This is a genomic window from Nautilia sp. (assembly GCF_053994455.1).
This window is the reverse complement of record NZ_JBMYAU010000055.1, coordinates 1-15,259: the sequence shown is the minus strand read 5'-3', so window position 1 is coordinate 15,259 and position 15,259 is coordinate 1. Positions and strand designations below refer to the sequence as shown.

At 35.5% G+C, this 15,259-nt stretch carries 15 protein-coding genes and 1 pseudogene; 6 read left to right on the top strand and 10 right to left on the bottom strand.

Annotated elements, in window-relative coordinates; all coding sequences use genetic code 11:
- Nucleotides 1–14: 14 nt before the first annotated feature.
- Genes hisB through ACXJIE_RS03745 form a run of 4 tightly spaced genes read right to left on the bottom strand, consistent with a single transcriptional unit; the run spans nucleotide 15 to nucleotide 3,346 of the window.
- Nucleotides 15–584 (bottom strand): imidazoleglycerol-phosphate dehydratase HisB, encoded by a 570-nt coding sequence (hisB, locus tag ACXJIE_RS03760; protein WP_456479638.1) that lies wholly within the window; start codon nucleotides 582–584, stop codon nucleotides 15–17.
- Between the two features lies 1 nt (nucleotide 585).
- Complete coding sequence (locus ACXJIE_RS03755) at nucleotides 586–1,263, bottom strand: septal ring lytic transglycosylase RlpA family protein (protein WP_456479637.1); 678 nt, start codon at nucleotides 1,261–1,263, stop codon at nucleotides 586–588.
- On the bottom strand, nucleotides 1,260–2,600 hold the full coding sequence (locus ACXJIE_RS03750) for a lytic transglycosylase domain-containing protein (RefSeq protein WP_456479636.1): 1,341 nt from the start codon (nucleotides 2,598–2,600) through the stop codon (nucleotides 1,260–1,262). Before ACXJIE_RS03750 ends, ACXJIE_RS03755 begins: the two co-directional genes overlap by 4 nt.
- Nucleotides 2,597–3,346 (bottom strand): TatD family hydrolase, encoded by a 750-nt coding sequence (locus tag ACXJIE_RS03745; protein WP_456479635.1) that lies wholly within the window; start codon nucleotides 3,344–3,346, stop codon nucleotides 2,597–2,599. The genes ACXJIE_RS03750 and ACXJIE_RS03745 overlap by 4 nt, the downstream gene beginning before the upstream one ends.
- A 106-nt stretch (nucleotides 3,347–3,452) precedes the next feature.
- Here ACXJIE_RS03745 and ACXJIE_RS03740 point away from each other — a divergent pair, with 106 nt between their 5' ends.
- From ACXJIE_RS03740 to ACXJIE_RS03720, 5 genes are all read left to right on the top strand, one after another.
- Nucleotides 3,453–4,766 (top strand): malic enzyme-like NAD(P)-binding protein, encoded by a 1,314-nt coding sequence (locus tag ACXJIE_RS03740; protein WP_456479634.1) that lies wholly within the window; start codon nucleotides 3,453–3,455, stop codon nucleotides 4,764–4,766.
- 161 nt (nucleotides 4,767–4,927) lie between these two features.
- On the top strand, nucleotides 4,928–7,615 hold the full coding sequence (locus tag ACXJIE_RS03735; protein ID WP_456479633.1) for an autotransporter outer membrane beta-barrel domain-containing protein: 2,688 nt from the start codon (nucleotides 4,928–4,930) through the stop codon (nucleotides 7,613–7,615).
- Entirely contained in the window at nucleotides 7,587–8,405 is an 819-nt protein-coding gene (locus ACXJIE_RS03730) for an alpha/beta hydrolase (RefSeq protein ID WP_456479632.1), read from the top strand. The genes ACXJIE_RS03735 and ACXJIE_RS03730 overlap by 29 nt, the downstream gene beginning before the upstream one ends.
- Before the next feature lie 58 nt (nucleotides 8,406–8,463).
- Entirely contained in the window at nucleotides 8,464–8,979 is a 516-nt protein-coding gene (gene mog, locus ACXJIE_RS03725) for a molybdopterin adenylyltransferase (protein ID WP_456479631.1), read from the top strand.
- Nucleotides 8,976–9,767, top strand: a complete 792-nt coding sequence (locus tag ACXJIE_RS03720) for a hypothetical protein (RefSeq protein WP_456479630.1) — start codon at nucleotides 8,976–8,978, stop codon at nucleotides 9,765–9,767. The genes mog and ACXJIE_RS03720 overlap by 4 nt, the downstream gene beginning before the upstream one ends.
- Here the strand turns inward: ACXJIE_RS03720 and ACXJIE_RS03715 are convergent.
- Both ACXJIE_RS03715 and rpiB read right to left on the bottom strand, forming a co-directional pair.
- Nucleotides 9,759–10,091 carry a hypothetical protein gene (locus ACXJIE_RS03715; RefSeq protein ID WP_456479629.1) on the bottom strand — a complete coding sequence of 111 codons (333 nt, stop codon included), beginning with the start codon at nucleotides 10,089–10,091 and terminating at the stop codon, nucleotides 9,759–9,761. The genes ACXJIE_RS03720 and ACXJIE_RS03715 overlap by 9 nt on opposite strands.
- Complete coding sequence (rpiB, locus tag ACXJIE_RS03710; RefSeq protein WP_456479628.1) at nucleotides 10,081–10,509, bottom strand: ribose 5-phosphate isomerase B; 429 nt, start codon at nucleotides 10,507–10,509, stop codon at nucleotides 10,081–10,083. The genes ACXJIE_RS03715 and rpiB overlap by 11 nt, the downstream gene beginning before the upstream one ends.
- Before the next feature lie 49 nt (nucleotides 10,510–10,558).
- On the opposite strand from rpiB, the gene ACXJIE_RS03705 reads away from it, so the two are divergent.
- Nucleotides 10,559–11,338, top strand: coding sequence for a pyridoxine 5'-phosphate synthase (locus ACXJIE_RS03705; RefSeq protein WP_456479627.1), 780 nt, complete (start codon nucleotides 10,559–10,561; stop codon nucleotides 11,336–11,338).
- Between the two features lie 94 nt (nucleotides 11,339–11,432).
- Here the strand turns inward: ACXJIE_RS03705 and cas2 are convergent, their stop codons facing one another.
- From cas2 to cas3, 4 genes and pseudogenes are all read right to left on the bottom strand, one after another.
- Nucleotides 11,433–11,696 carry a CRISPR-associated endonuclease Cas2 gene (cas2, locus tag ACXJIE_RS03700; RefSeq protein WP_498049513.1) on the bottom strand — a complete coding sequence of 88 codons (264 nt, stop codon included), beginning with the start codon at nucleotides 11,694–11,696 and terminating at the stop codon, nucleotides 11,433–11,435.
- Between the two features lie 32 nt (nucleotides 11,697–11,728).
- A pseudogene (cas1b, locus tag ACXJIE_RS03695) lies at nucleotides 11,729–12,716 on the bottom strand (type I-B CRISPR-associated endonuclease Cas1b).
- Nucleotides 12,717–12,780: 64 nt separating this feature from the next.
- Entirely contained in the window at nucleotides 12,781–13,266 is a 486-nt protein-coding gene (gene cas4 / locus ACXJIE_RS03690) for a CRISPR-associated protein Cas4 (RefSeq protein ID WP_456479625.1), read from the bottom strand.
- Nucleotides 13,260–15,259, bottom strand: a 2,000-nt coding sequence (gene cas3 / locus ACXJIE_RS03685) for a CRISPR-associated helicase Cas3' (protein ID WP_456479624.1), incomplete at its 5' end; no start/stop codon positions are given. The genes cas4 and cas3, both read right to left, overlap by 7 nt.

The window sequence follows — 15,259 nt, the reverse complement described above, 5'->3', positions numbered from 1 at the left end:
ACCAGTCCTTTTTGCTATAAAATTCCTTTTGTAGAAGGAACTCCCGAATTTCGATAAGCCAAAGCCCTTCTTAAAGCAACGGCAAAAGCCTTAAAAGCGCTTTCTATAATATGGTGTTTGTTTGTTCCCCTTTTATAAACTATGTGAGCCGCGATTTTAAAATTAAATACCAGGGATTTAAAAAACTCTTCCGCCAGTTCCATATCGAAATCTTTAATGACTCCGTCTCTTGGCACTTCATATACCAGATAAGGCCTTCCGCCTATATCCATATCGACTTCAACAGCCGCCTCGTCCAAAACCGCAACGGCGTTGGCGTACCTTTCTATGTTTTCAACCGGAAAAACCTCCTTATACAAAGCCTCTCCCAACACTATACCGACATCCTCCACCGTATGATGATAATCCACATACACATCGCCGTCGCAGTAAACCTCCAAATCCATTCCGCTGTGTTTAGCCAAAGCCTCCAGCATATGGTCAAAAAAACCCACCCCCGTGGAAATAGCGCTTTTTCCGCTTCCGTTTACATTCAGTTTTATTTCTATTTTTGTCTCTTTCGTTTCTCTTTTAATTTCCGTCATTTCACTCTCCTACGATAAATCCGCTTAATTTATGTTCAAGTTTGAATCTTTTAGCATCGTTATACGATTTAAACCCGACGATAAATATTTTATAAAAATCGCCTCTTTTTAAAACTTCGGTATTATATCCTAACTCTTTATATTTTTGTGCGGTAAATTCGGCTCCTCCCCTGTGTAAAAACGCCCCCACCTGAATCATATACCCGCTTATAAAGTTTTTGCCTTTAAATCCGATAACCGTTATTTTCACCGGGGCGGTGCCCGTTTTATCCAAACCTATTTTTTTCCCCGCCGCATAACTCAAATCGATAATTCTTCCCCTTACAAAAGGCCCTCTGTCGTTTATTCTGACAATCACGCTTTTGCCGTTTTTCAGATTAGTAACCTTCACTTTAGTATTCATTGGCAGCGTCTTATGTGCCGCCGTATATGCATACATATTATATATTTCCCCGTTACTTGTGTATTTTCCGTGAAAATTCGGACCGTACCAGCTTGCGATTCCTCTTTGGGTCCATCCCAAAGGAACGGTTTTTTTAGGGTAATAAACGTTACCGTTTACACTGTATGTTCTTAAAGTGTCTTTTTTTACTTCCGGCGCCTTATAAACTTGCGTCGCATATCTTTGCGTACATCCGCCGAAAAACAATACCAATATAAAAAAAACAGCCGCTTTCATTTCATTCCTTGAGGAACTTTTAATATCTGACCGACCCTGATGGTCGTACTTTTCAATTCATTGATATTCATAATCCTTTTATAATCGATACCGAATTCCCTTGCTATTTTTTTCAGAGAATCACCCTTTTTAACCTTATATTTAACATAAACGCTGCTTATAGGTATGACTATTTTCTGTCCGATTCGTAAAAACCGCCCTATATGATTAAAATCTTTAATAATTTTAACCGCGGTCGAATATTTTCTGGCGATTTTATAAAGGGTGTCCCCTTTTTTAACCCTGTAAACCATAAAATAACGTTTCGGATGAAATTTCATTTTAAAATCGGCAAGCTTACGGTACGGAATATAAATATAGTATTTATAAGGCGGTGTAAAAGAGTAATTCAGATGAAGGTTGTATTTTCTTATTTCTTTGTAAGGCACGTTTAAAATTTTACTTACATAATAAAGCGACGTTCCCGCAGGTACTTCCACTTTTTTCAAATCGGAAACTATTCCGCTGTTTAACAGGTAAGAATTCGTATACCGAATAAAATCGTCACTGTTGAACAAAAACGACATCGCCAGTATCTTTAAAATATATTTTCTTGTTTCTTTCGGCAGGTACTGCCTTCTTAACCCCCTTTGATATTTCATTAAATCATTTAAATATACGGGTATAGGTTCAAGTCTGCGATAAAGCCTGTACAAATCACCGAATGCGTAACGTCCGCGTTTTTGATAATTTTTTATTATTTTTCTGTATTTTTTTATTGTTTTGTCATGTCTGCATCTTTTTCTTCCGAGGTTTTTACACAGTTTGTCAACCTTTGCCCTTACAACCGCCTCCACAATCCTCGCTTCCCCGGCATTATACGCCATAATCGCCAGATACCATTTTCCGAAAAAATCGTGCAGATAACTTAAATATTCCACCGCAGCTTCGGTGGATTTGACCGGTTCTTTTCTTTCATCGACATAAGAATCTATTTTTAAACCGTATCTCTTGGCTGTTTTAGGCATAAACTGCCAAAGTCCCGTAGCCTTTTTATACGATCTTGCCGCAGCCGTCAGGTAACTTTCCGCCATTGCCACGGATATCAATTCCTTAGGGACATTGCTTCTTAATATGGACTGTTTTATAAGCGGAAGATAATCGTATCCGTTTTCCAAGACATTTAAAAAATATATTCTTTTTCTTTTCGAATAATCTTTATAAAGCTTTTGAAGCCCCGCGTTTTCAATAAAACTTCCCCTGATATCCAGGGCGTTTAACACTTCAATGTTTTTATTGCTTATAATATCCGCACATATCAAAGTTCCCAGCAGAAAAAAAACGAAAAATTTTTTCATAGGTTAAACAGTTCCTTTGCGTTTTTAGTTGTTACGTTTTCAACTTCTTCAGGATCTACGCCCCAAAGATCGGCTATTTTATCCCTGATATAAACCGTATATGCGGGCTCGTTTCTTTTACCCCTGAAAGGATGCGGCGTAAGATAAGGTGCGTCCGTTTCTATAACCACCCTGTTTTTCGGAATTTTGGGAAACACGTTTATAAGTTTTTTTGCATTTTTAAACGTTATAACCCCTCCTATACCGTAATAAAACCTTTCTTTAAGTTTCAAAAGCTGCTCGGCCGCATTATAACAGTGCAACACTCCTCTGATATCCGGATGTTCTTCCAACACCCTCAGACTGTCATCGGTGGCTTCTCTTATATGCACTATAACAGGCTTGTTATATTCTTTTGCTATTTCAATCTGTCTGTGAAAAAACTCTCTTTGTTTTTTTCTCTGTTCATTTTCTTTTACCCAGTGATAATCAAGTCCTATTTCGCCCACCGCCACACATTTGGGGTGGTTTATAAAACATGTTATCAGTTTTTCGTCGTATTTATCAATATCAACAGGATGAAAACCAACCGCAAAAAAAATATTATCATATTTATCGGCCAATTCCACAGCTCTTGGCAAATCAGCCGGATCAGCCGCCGGAATAATAAATTTTTTTACTCCGTTTTCCTCCGCTCTTTTTATCACATTATCGATATCTTCGATAAATTTCTGATTGTCAAGATGTGTATGCGTGTCTATTATCATTTTTTTCCTTTACGATTTGTAACACTTTACGGATTAAAAAATATAAAAATTGTAAATATTCGTAACTTTTGAATATAATTGTAACAAAAATATAAAAGGAGACGAAATGTCAAAACCAGTATTTACTAAAGAAGAGGCTTTAGAATATCACGCAAAACCGGTCCCGGGTAAAATCGCTATCGAAGTTACCAAACCGGTAAGAGATTCAAAAGATCTTTCAATCGCTTATTCACCGGGCGTTGCAATTCCTTGTCTTGAAATCGACAAAGATGAAAACCTCGCTTACGAATACACAAACAAAGCAAACCTTGTAGCCGTTGTATCGGATTCAACTGCGGTACTGGGCTTAGGAACTCTTAAACCTGTAGCGGGTAAACCTGTAATGGAAGGTAAATCGGTTCTATTTAAAAAATTCGCATTCATCGATGCTTTTGATATTGAATTAAAGGTACACGAAACTGAAGAAATCGTAAAAGTAGTTGAAGCAATTTCTCCTACGTTCGGAGGTATAAACCTCGAAGACATCAAAGCTCCTAAATGTTTCGATATTGAAAAAGAATCTCAGGCGAGATGCGACATTCCGATTTTCCACGACGATCAGCACGGAACCGCGATAATTTCAGCGGCGGCTCTTTTAAACGGATGCGAACTTACGGGCAAAAAATTCGAAGATATCAGAATCGTTATCTTAGGTGCGGGAGCGGCAGGTCTTGCAGCTGCCGAAATGTATAAAGCCATGGGAGCTAAAAACATTGTTTTAGTTGACTCAAGAGGCGCGGTAACAACAAAAAGAGACGATTTAAACAAATACAAACAGCCGTGGGCGGTAGATGAAGACATCGAAACGCTTGCTGACGCACTTAAAGGAGCTGACGCTGTTATCGGTAACTCCGTAGCTGACTGTATTACTCAAGATATGGTAAAAACTCTTGCTCCGAACGCAATGTTATTCGTTATGGCAAACCCGGATCCGGAAATCAAACCTGAACTTGCTCTTGAAGTAAGAGACGATTTAATTATCGCAACGGGTAGAAGCGACTATCCTAACCAGGTTAACAACGTATTAGGATTCCCGTTCATTTTCAGAGGGGCTCTTGACACTCATGCAAGCGCGGTAAATATGGAGATGAAAATTGCAGCATGCCACGCACTTGCAAACCTTGCTAAAAAACCGGTTCCTCAATACGTAAAAGACGCTTACGGCGGAGCCAATTTAACATTCGGAAAAGATTACATCCTTCCTAAACCTTTTGACAGAAGAGTATTCGTTGACGAGTCTGCGGCAGTTGCAAAAGCGGCTCTTGAAACGGGTGTTGCAAGAATAAAAGTTGACGATATCGACAAATGGGTAGAAGGTTACAGACAGCACTTAATTAAAATGCTTAAAGAAAAAGAAGGAATCGATTACGACGCAGTATAATTTTCCTCCTCTTTTTTTCATCTTCAGTTAACTTTCAGTTTATTTGTGATATAATTTAATATGTGACCGGTTAATCTTAATTTAAACTTTTTCAGATTTTAAATTCAGATTAATCCTTCATAATTTCTCCGGTATTCTCTTTACCGGATAAAGGCTTTAAAATGAAATTTAAACTGCTCAAAAAGCTGCTTATTCCTCTCTTAGCCGGAAACATTCTAAACGCAGACATTATTATCTACGATTTAAACACTACCGGTGTGGAACTCAATGAAAGCAACGGCGTATACATAACCTCATCTGGTGCCATTGACATTTATTCGGATTCCAATTCCGCTGTATACGGTGTTCACATCATAAACGCCTCTTTGGACGGAAACCACTCTTTAATAAACGACGGTAACATTACACTAAGCACTTCAAACGGCACTTCATACGGCTTTTACATAGACAAAGACAACAATTCTTCAATTATAAACAACGGATATATGAATCTAAAAGATATCAACACTTCTTCTTCAACGGCGATAAAAACGGCGGGGGACAACAACGGAAAAATCATAAACAACGGAACAATAATTTCGGATTATATGGGAATTGTTACACAAACTAACAACAATATCATTACCAACAACGGAAACATTAATAATTCGGCATATGCCATACTAATACTTTATAACAACGAAGGAAATATTACAAATAAAGGCAATATTACCGATACACAATACGGAATCACCTCTTTTTTTAAAAATAAAGGTATTATTATCAATGAAGGAAATATTACCGGATTTTACAAAGGAATTTCTTCTGCATACAGTAACAACGGAACTATAGAAAACAAAGGATTATTAACTTCGGACGTTAATTCATCAGTGGGAATATACAATTCTTTAAATTATGGTTATATAATTAATTCGGGAATCATCAATGTTTATGACGACAGTAAAAACACTAAAGGAATCGAAATAAACACCAATACCGGAATTATAATAAACAAAGGAATAATAAACGCAGGGAAACAAGGAATAAATATTAATTTCAGCAAAGGAAACGTAACAAACGAAGGGATAATAAACGCTCTTTATGGTATATATTTTTTAGAGGATTCTTATACAAATTATATAGAAAACAACGGAACCATAAATTCAGACTATGCCATATATATTGAATCCGGTTCCGCATATGAACATAATACCACAATAGTAAACAACTCCTACATAAACGCTTCAGATACGGTTTTATATGCAGCCGACGAAGTAAACGGAACATTTACCAACAACGGCAATATAAACGCAGGAATTTACGCAAAAGGTTTTTACATTCAAAACAGCGGCACGGTAACTCTTAATTCCGACCAGAACATCACATCCAAAACGTTTACCCAAAATTCCGGAGCCGTTTTAAACATCACCGTAAAAGAAACCCCCGAAGGTTTGGAATCACCCACCATTAAAGCCCAAAACATTGTAATTAAAAATTCTTTTTTAAATATAAACGCTATAGATGAAACAGGTAAAAATTTAAGCGAATGGTTCGATTCTTTAAAAGACTCCAACACCACATCAGGATATAAGGAATTTGAAAACGGCGAAGGAATTATCGCCGATGCAAACACAACTCTCGACATAAACGTATCTGCAATAAGCGTTAAAGACAATTCTTATCTTTTAATATACGCACTTGAAAAAACGGATAACAGATTAAACCTTATAGTTACGAAAAAAACCTCTCCTTTCAGCGATATTATCGACAACACAAAAGACACATACGCCATAGGCGCCGCCGAAGCTCTTGACGAAATCTTTTCAAAATCTTCGGTAAGTTCCGAAATGGGAGATTTTTTTACAAAATTCGACACACTCTCATCTACCGAGGAGCAAAAAGAAATTATCCTATCCACCGCTCCGCTTTCAGGTGTCTCTTCAATTGCAAACACGTCTTCTTCAATCAGAACCTTAAGCGGAATCATCGATAAAAGAATATCTTATGTCAAAGGAATGAATTCCGGTAACACCCTTTACAGGGAAAAAAACGTATGGGTCAAACCTTTTTATTCATATACCTCACAAAGCAACGAAAACGGTACGAACGGTTTCAGCGCACATTCCAAAGGTGTCGTTATAGGTCTCGACCGAACCGGAGAAGACTCTCAAAACACAGGTATTTCACTTTATGTTTCCGATACGGAACTGAACACAAACGATGTAAACCAGTCAAACGACATAGACTCTTTCGGGTTAATCTTGTACGGTTTAAAACCTCTAAATTGCTCAACCGATTTTATTTATCAGATAGGAGCAGGCGTACAGAAAAACCATTCCCACAGATACATCCCCGTTTTAAATCTTAGTGCAACGGCCGAATACACATCAAAATTAATAACTCTTGACGCAACGGTTAAAAAAATGCTAACATCAAACAAAAAATTAAACATATCCTCCGATTTCGGATTCTCTTATGTTTATTTTTACAATCCCGAATATACCGAAACGGGAGCCGGGGCATTAAACCTCAATGTAAAAAGCTATCATGAAAACAGCTACATTTTAAACGCAGGAGGCAATTTAAACTGCACACCGGCCTCCGATACATTTATCTATGCAAAAGCTGCCGCCCATTACAATTTAAACAACACTAAACAAACCGTCTATTCAAGTTACCAGGCCGATACCGGCATAGTGTTTAAAACGGACAGCATAGACAGCTCCCGTATGACTTACACTCTCAGTGCCGGAGTAAAACGTCTGTTAACCCCAAACCTTTATATACTTATTGACTGTGAAAAAAATTTAAACAACTCCGGTTATAAAAACACTTCCGTCAATGCCAAACTCAACTGGAAATTCTTTTAATTTTAATAAGCTGATAAAAATCTTTTTATCAGCTTTTTTTATTACCGGATGTTCAAGCTATATTCCCCCACCCTCCGCAAGAATAAACAACATAAAAAAAACAGCCGCTCACCGGCACCTTAAACAGAAAACATTTACAACCGCATATTTTAAAATATTTTCCCTGTACAAAAACATAAAAAACTGCAAAACTTTACATGTATACATTGAAGGGGACGGGCTTTCGTGGATTACACCGTATGAAATTTCATCGAATCCTTCTCCTCTGACTCCTACGGCTCTCATAATAGCCTTAAAAACCAAAACACGGTGTTTCATTTACCTTGCACGCCCTTGCCAATACGTAAAGGATCCTTCCTGTTCTGAAAAATACTGGACAAATCTCAGGTATTCGAAAAAGGTGATAAACACTTACCAGGAAATACTGAACAGTATCAAAAACGATTTTCATATTAAAAACTTCAATCTTTACGGATATTCCGGAGGAGGAACCGTTGCCGCTCTTGTAAGCGCTTTTAGAAACGATGTAAAGCTTTTGACAACTTACGCAGGCAACCTCGACACAGAATACTGGTGTAACATTCATAACATCACACCTCTTCAAAGCTCCCTAAATCCTGCGGATTTTACAAACAGACTTCAACAACAAAAACAGATACATTATATAGGTAAAAAAGACAAAATCGTACCCAAAGAAGTTTTCTTTTCATATTATAAAAAATTTAAAGACAAAAAAAATATAAAATACAAAATTATAAAAAATTATACACACAGTTCCTGGGGAAAATAGCACCGCATTGTTTTGATTTTTTTTACCTTATTGATATAATATATAAAAAAGGATTTTTATGCTGAAAATTGCCGTTATAACAATGAGCGACAGGGCAAGTGCGGGAATATACGAAGATAAAAGCGGAAAGGAGATAGAAAAATTTTTAAAAGAAAACATAACAAACGAATTTGAAATTGTTTATAAACTGATACCCGACGATTATCAAACGATAGTAAACACTTTAAAAGAAGCGGTTGAACAAAACTGCTCTTTAATACTTACCACAGGCGGAACGGGACCGGCTCCGAGAGACGTAACACCCGAAGCCACAAAAGAGGTTATAGAAAAAGAGCTTCCGGGATTCGGAGAGCTTATGAGAATGCATTCATTAAAATACGTTCCCACATCCATTCTCTCAAGAGGAACGGCGGGGGTTGTTAAAAACAGTTTTATTTTAAACCTACCCGGTTCCCCTAAGGCAATCAGGGAAAATCTCGAAGCTGTATGGGCGGCAATACCGTATGCAATAGATTTAATAGGCGGAGATTATATCAAAAGCCCTTCGGCTTTCAGACCCAAGAAGAAAAAATGAAAAAACCTTTTTTAAAAACGGGCAAAACATCCTTGTTTATATCCCTTTTCGCCGTTTTAATCGTGATTTTAACACCATTATACGACAAAATTACAAATTCTTATCTTAACACATCCTTAAAACATTCAGCCGTTACTTATGCGGTAACAAGAAGTATTAACGCGGCAGTATCCGTAATTCAGGAGAGCTCCCTTACGATAGGCGTCGGGGTTGAAGGAAATCTTGCTTTAGGACAAGCGCTTGATCCTATAAACGACGCCACGGAAAGATTCTCCGATCTTTTAACCCTTTCTCTTTGGGCACTCGGAAGTGAAAAAATAATTTACGAGCTTTCCAAACTGCCCCTTTTTACTGTATTAATAATTCTATTAGCCGTACTCAACCTGTTTATTAACTCGAATTTTTTGAAACAGACTCTTCTTATTTTTATAATAATCAGAATATTTCTTCCTTTCAGCGCTTCTCTTTCATATTATTTCGACAAATATTATTTCTCACCCAATATAAATAAAGCCGTAAAAATATTAAAACCTTTTGCAAAAAACAACGCATCCATCGAAATCAAAGAAGAAAAAAACTTCTGGAACAGAATTTCACAAACAGTGGAAAGCACTAAAAACTCTTTACTCAACATTCAGCAGGAAACGAAATATTACATTTCTCACTCTGCGGAAATAATCAACGCTTTCATATTTTTAGCCTCATTATATCTCGCACAGTTTTTATTAAACGTTTTACTGCTTCCGCTTTTACTGATATATCTTATAAAAAATTTGAAATTAGAGTAGGGCTTCGATTTTGTTTTCAAGTTCTCTTATTTTTCTTCTCAGCTGTTCGTTTTCGGTTCTCATCTGGGCGTTTCTGCTTTTAACCGCCTTTAAATCATTCTTAAGACGTGTAACTTCATCATCAAGAAGTTCAAGGTTTCCTAAAGATCTCTGAAGCTGAATCTGGTATTTTTTAATTAAAATTTCCGCATCGGAGAGATTGTCTTTTAACTGCTTTCTTCTCTCTTCCGATTTTTCCCATAAATGTTTGTAATAAAACATTTTAAAAGTAAGAAAAACAATAACAACGATAACCGTTGTTAAAAAGATCCAGTTAAATATCAATTTTTTTGACCCTCCTCTCGTGTCTTCCGCCTTCAAACTCCGTCTCAAGCCATGCGTCAAGAATTGATTCCACAACCCCGAGTCCTACAATTCTCGCACCGAAACATAAAATATTGGCATCATTATGCAGTCTTGCCATTTTCGCTGTATAATGATCGTGACATAATGCGGCACGGATACCTTTGTGTTTGTTTGCGGCAAGACTCATTCCAATTCCGCTTCCGCAGATCAAAATTCCTTTCGTTCCGGGGTTTGCCAATACCGCTTCGGCAACTTTGTGGGCGAAGTCGGGATAATCTACGCTCTCGGTGGAATAAGTTCCCAAATCTTCTACTTCAATACCTTTTTTTTGTAAATATTCTATTACAAACGGTTTTATCTCAAATCCGGCGTGATCCGTTCCGATAAAGTATTTCATTTACTTCCTTTTTGATAAAATTATAACAAATTTTAAAAAAGGATTTTTTATGAAACTCGGTGTAAATATTGATCATATCGCAACACTCAGAAACGCCCGCAAAATTAATGAACCCGATCCGCTTATGGCGTTACATATCCTAAAAGAAGCCGGGGCCGACCAGGTAACGATACATTTAAGGGAAGACAGACGCCACATAACCGATTTCGACGCAAAAAGAATATGCGAAAATTCATTTTTACCGGTAAATATGGAATGCTCCATCAATCCTGAAATAATAGACATCATATATGAACTTAAACCGCACCGCGCCACACTTGTCCCGGAAAAAAGGGAAGAAGTAACAACCGAAGGCGGACTTGACGTAATCAAGTTCGAAAAAGAAATTAAAAACGCTGTTGAAAAACTTCATTCAAACGGGATAGAAGTGTCACTGTTTATCGATCCGGATTTTGAACAGATAAAAAAATCATCCGCAACCGGTACGGAAATGATAGAACTTCACACGGGAAAATACGCTAACCTGCATCTGGCACTTAATACCAACATAAACCACACTCCGTTTAAAGTTTTTGAAAATATGGACAGAAAAACACTGAAAAAAGAACTCGAACTTGAATTAAAGCTTTTAAAAGACGCTACAATACTTGGAAACGAACTGGGGCTTGAAGTGGCGGCGGGACACGGCCTCAATTATCAAAATGTAAAACCGATAGCGGATATAGAAGGCATTGTAGAGCTCAACATAGGACACAGTATTATCGCAAACTCCGTATTTTTAGGGCTTAAAGAAGCAATTATCAAAATGAAAGAGTTAATTGATGGATAGTTTAGAAACAAGCGCTGTACAAATCGCTGTTTTTCTTTTTTTCGCGGTAATGTTTGATCCGGTTTTAGGACGCAAAATAGGAGAATGGTTTTAATCATATAAATATACCGTTACCGTTTTTTCCTATACTCTCTTCCAAAAAACTCTCTTTGTTTTTTAATTTGATTATCGATATAAAATCCAACTTTTCATCAATAACATCCTTAAGTTCTTTTTGCAGTTTTATCAGCCCGCTCGGGGTTATTTCCCCTCTGAATACCGATTTTTGATGATGAATAAGATATTTTTTACAGATTTTAAAAACCTTAGCAACTCTCCTTCTGCCGGCTTCACTCTCCTCATCGGCTATATCGTACATTAAAAAAACATAGTTTATTTTATAGTTTTTTTTCACTTTTTATCCTTTAAAACAAAAGGTATAAACTCTTTGCCTTCAATCAAATATTTTATAATATCCGTCAAGCTTAACAGCCGTATTGTAACTTACCATTTTTTTGAGTTTGGTATGCTTAAATTTTTCGCTGATTCTCTCTTCAAAGGCTTGAATAAATATTTTTTTGCCAACTTCATTTAAAAGTGCATAATTTAACTTTTTTTCAAAATGTTCTTCGACTTTTAATTTTCTACGGTTTACAAGTTCGAATATCGTCCTAAAAACAATTATCGGTTTAAACGCCTCGCTTAAATCGAGGCTAAGGCTAAATCTCGCATCGCTTGGAGAGTGCAAAAAGCTTATGCTTTGGTCTAAGTGCGTCTGATAAATCGCACTTATCGTTTTGGTATAAAGTAAAGTGTTTCCGAATGAAATCAAAGCGTTTATCGGATTATCGGGCGGTCTTTTCACACGCTTGTTCATTATAAAATTCTGAGGCAGAAAATATTTGAAACTGTCATAAAACCCCGCCCAGATATTTCCTTCAATAAAAAGCACCTTATTTATATTGTCCGCTTTTTCAAGCCAAACATCAACTTTTTTCAAATAATCCAAAAAAGGTTTTAGCTCCTTTTTATCGTGCCTGTAGTAGTGATACAAAACATCATAAATATTAACGGCAATCGCACCTACAATTGCTTTTGCGATTTTAAGCCTGCCCTTTTCAAACACCAAAGCCTGTTTAATCGTCAGATTGCCGCTTATATATTTAACTTTCGGATAAAACGTTCCCGAATAATTTCCGTGATAATTAAAAAAATGAAGCACTATTCCGGCCCTGCTTGCAAAATCCAAAAACTTCGAATTTAGACTAACTTCATTCATAAAATAAAGCTCCCTCACCTGCTCTACGGGAATATATACCCACCCTCTTTCGTTTTTAAAGGCAATCGAATTATCTTTTCTTTTAATCTCTCCCATTGAGAAAATATAGCGTGTTTTCATATTTTACCTTTGCAATGTGCAATTTTTGCACTTTTGAGTTGTTGCATTTTTTACAACAGTTGAATTACAAAAAACAATACTCATAATAAGCACACTTCCTGCATTTACTCTCAAACTTCGGATTTGGAGGTATATCACTATTTAAAATCCTCTCAATATCTTCCAAAATTTCAAGAAGTTTCCTTTCGTTTTCCGCTGTCAGTTCGATAACAAACTTCTTTTTATTCTGCCTGTTTTTTTCAAACACTTCCAAACGGCCTTTTTTTTTAATACCTTTTTGCTTTAAAACAAAAAGATAATACATTAGCTGCCACTTTCCGGCTTCTATGTCACTGTCAGACTTTTTTACCTCAACAACATAATCTTTTGTAATCTTATCTACCTTAATTCCATCAAAGCTTACCTCATCAACCTTATCTTCACTTATCTCGTGTAATACTTTCCCGATTCTTACATCTTCGCTGTTGTCTTCAAGGTTGATTTTATGTGCAAATAGCCACATTTTTGTAAGACAGACAAAGTAATAATTTATGATGGTCCCTGTTACCAAAATATTCTCTCCTCTTTAAAAAACTCTTTTAAACTAACACCTTTTTCAATATCAAACACTCTATCATCCGCTTTGTATAAAAACATAGCTTTATCAAATTCATTATCAATTTCATACTCTCTCTCATATACCCTCGCATTTGCCACATACAAAAATACATCTTTTTTAATTTTATTAAACTCTTCTTCAATTTTTCTTTTTTCATCCCAAAAGTTTGCTTTTAATTCTTTTTCTCTTTCATCAAGTTCTAATAATTTTTCCCAAAGTTTTTTACTTTTTTCATCAATAATACAAAAAAACGAAACACTCTTAACTTCATCAATTAATCTAAAATCCCTATCAATTGAGCTAAATTTACATTCTCTTAGATTTTTTAAAATTTCTCTATTTTTCCTAACATTTTTATAATACTCTCTTAAAAGCTCTTTAAACTCCTCTTCATTCACAATCTTTTTATCTCTTATAATCCTCTCGGTCCTTTTAATTAAACCCCTATCATAAACTCTACTTCCATCAAATCCATTCATTTTAAGTCTAATAACATCAGCAAATCCCTTATCTTTTTCACCACTTCTATTTCTCCTACCCATAGACTGAACCAGCATATCAAGAGGTGCTAACTCTTCAAATCCATCTTCAAGCGAAATATCAACACCAGCTTGGATTACCTGAGTAGCCACAACAATACCACCTCTTTTTTTAATTTGATTTATTCTTTTTTGCCTTAAAATTGGGGGAATAGCACTTGTTAAAAGAATTGCGTTTTCTAAACTATCAAAAATATAATTTGCGGCATTTATCGTATTTACTCTAAAAAGCAAATCTTTTGAAGCATTTAGTTTCTCATCAATAAAATCTAAAATACCCTCTTCATCAAACTCTTTAATATCAAGGTTTATCTTGTATCTATTAAAAAATCTAAATTCATCTTTTTCTAAAATATCTTCAATCTTTACTTTTACACTGTTTTTTATATTGATAGGTGGTAAAGTGGCAGTGGCTATTATAATTTTGCAGTCAAATTTCTCTATCAGAAATCTAAAAAGCTCTTCAATAACTACAAACAAATCCTCTCTAACAGCCTGAATTTCATCTAAAATAACAACCGAATTCCTTATATTTATCGCCCTTTTTAAAAAAGAGTTTTTTGATTTAAAAAAAGAATAAAAAAACTGATGAAAAGTCGTAACTATTACTTTTGAAGAAAAATCATCGCTTAAAAACTCCCTTTTGTCCAAATCGTATTCATCACTATTTTTCACATAAAAAGCCGCGCTTAAAGAGTGCTTTTCATAAAAAACTCTATTATCCTCAACATCAATCCCGTTTTCTTTTAATATGTTTTTAAAAATAGTGGCGTTTTGTTCTATTAAAGTAATAAAAGGCAAAAGATAAAAAACTTTTTTATTAAATTTTAAAGCCAAATTAATCAATGAAAAAGTTTTCCCAGCACCCGTTGGAAGTTCTAAAAAATAAGCGTCATATTTTGCATCTAAGTTTGAGACCACTTTATAAATTTTTTCTCTAACTTCATCAATTTCATATTTTTTCTTTACATGTTTTTGTTTATGGTTATCTACAAAATCGCTGTTTAATTTAATCTTTATCTCTTCAACATCTCCTTTAAAAACGGCATTTTCTTTATCAGCAGATATTAAAGCAGAAAAAATTACCAAAAAATCCCAAAAATCCTTTTCTTCAACCTCAATATCAAATCCCCACATATCTTCAATTTTCTCTTCCAAAAACTCTATAAAATCATCAAGCTTAAATTCAATCCCAAAAACTTTATAAATCTCTTCAACTTCTTTGTCAATATTTCTTGCAATTTCAAGTAAAACTTCTTTCTCTTTTTCACTAACTCTCGTCATATCCTCACAATCTTCTAAATTGAGATGATGATACCTTATAACCATAAAAACATAAGGATTTTTTGTAATAAAATAACCAAAAAAAGCAGAAATAAGCCCGTGGTTTGAAAATCTTGATTTTT

Bases quoted from the DNA above. Each gene is read 5' to 3' on its own strand.
- hisB (WP_456479638.1), bottom strand. From the start codon at position 584: ATGACGGAAATTAAAAGAGAAACGAAAGAGACAAAAATAGAAATAAAA.
- ACXJIE_RS03755 (WP_456479637.1), bottom strand. From the start codon at position 1,263: ATGAAAGCGGCTGTTTTTTTTATATTGGTATTGTTTTTCGGCGGATGT.
- ACXJIE_RS03750 (WP_456479636.1), bottom strand. From the start codon at position 2,600: ATGAAAAAATTTTTCGTTTTTTTTCTGCTGGGAACTTTGATATGTGCG.
- ACXJIE_RS03745 (WP_456479635.1), bottom strand. From the start codon at position 3,346: ATGATAATAGACACGCATACACATCTTGACAATCAGAAATTTATCGAA.
- ACXJIE_RS03740 (WP_456479634.1), top strand. From the start codon at position 3,453: ATGTCAAAACCAGTATTTACTAAAGAAGAGGCTTTAGAATATCACGCA.
- ACXJIE_RS03735 (WP_456479633.1), top strand. From the start codon at position 4,928: ATGAAATTTAAACTGCTCAAAAAGCTGCTTATTCCTCTCTTAGCCGGA.
- ACXJIE_RS03730 (WP_456479632.1), top strand. From the start codon at position 7,587: ATGCCAAACTCAACTGGAAATTCTTTTAATTTTAATAAGCTGATAAAA.
- mog (WP_456479631.1), top strand. From the start codon at position 8,464: ATGCTGAAAATTGCCGTTATAACAATGAGCGACAGGGCAAGTGCGGGA.
- ACXJIE_RS03720 (WP_456479630.1), top strand. From the start codon at position 8,976: ATGAAAAAACCTTTTTTAAAAACGGGCAAAACATCCTTGTTTATATCC.
- rpiB (WP_456479628.1), bottom strand. From the start codon at position 10,509: ATGAAATACTTTATCGGAACGGATCACGCCGGATTTGAGATAAAACCG.
- ACXJIE_RS03705 (WP_456479627.1), top strand. From the start codon at position 10,559: ATGAAACTCGGTGTAAATATTGATCATATCGCAACACTCAGAAACGCC.
- cas2 (WP_498049513.1), bottom strand. From the start codon at position 11,696: ATGTACGATATAGCCGATGAGGAGAGTGAAGCCGGCAGAAGGAGAGTT.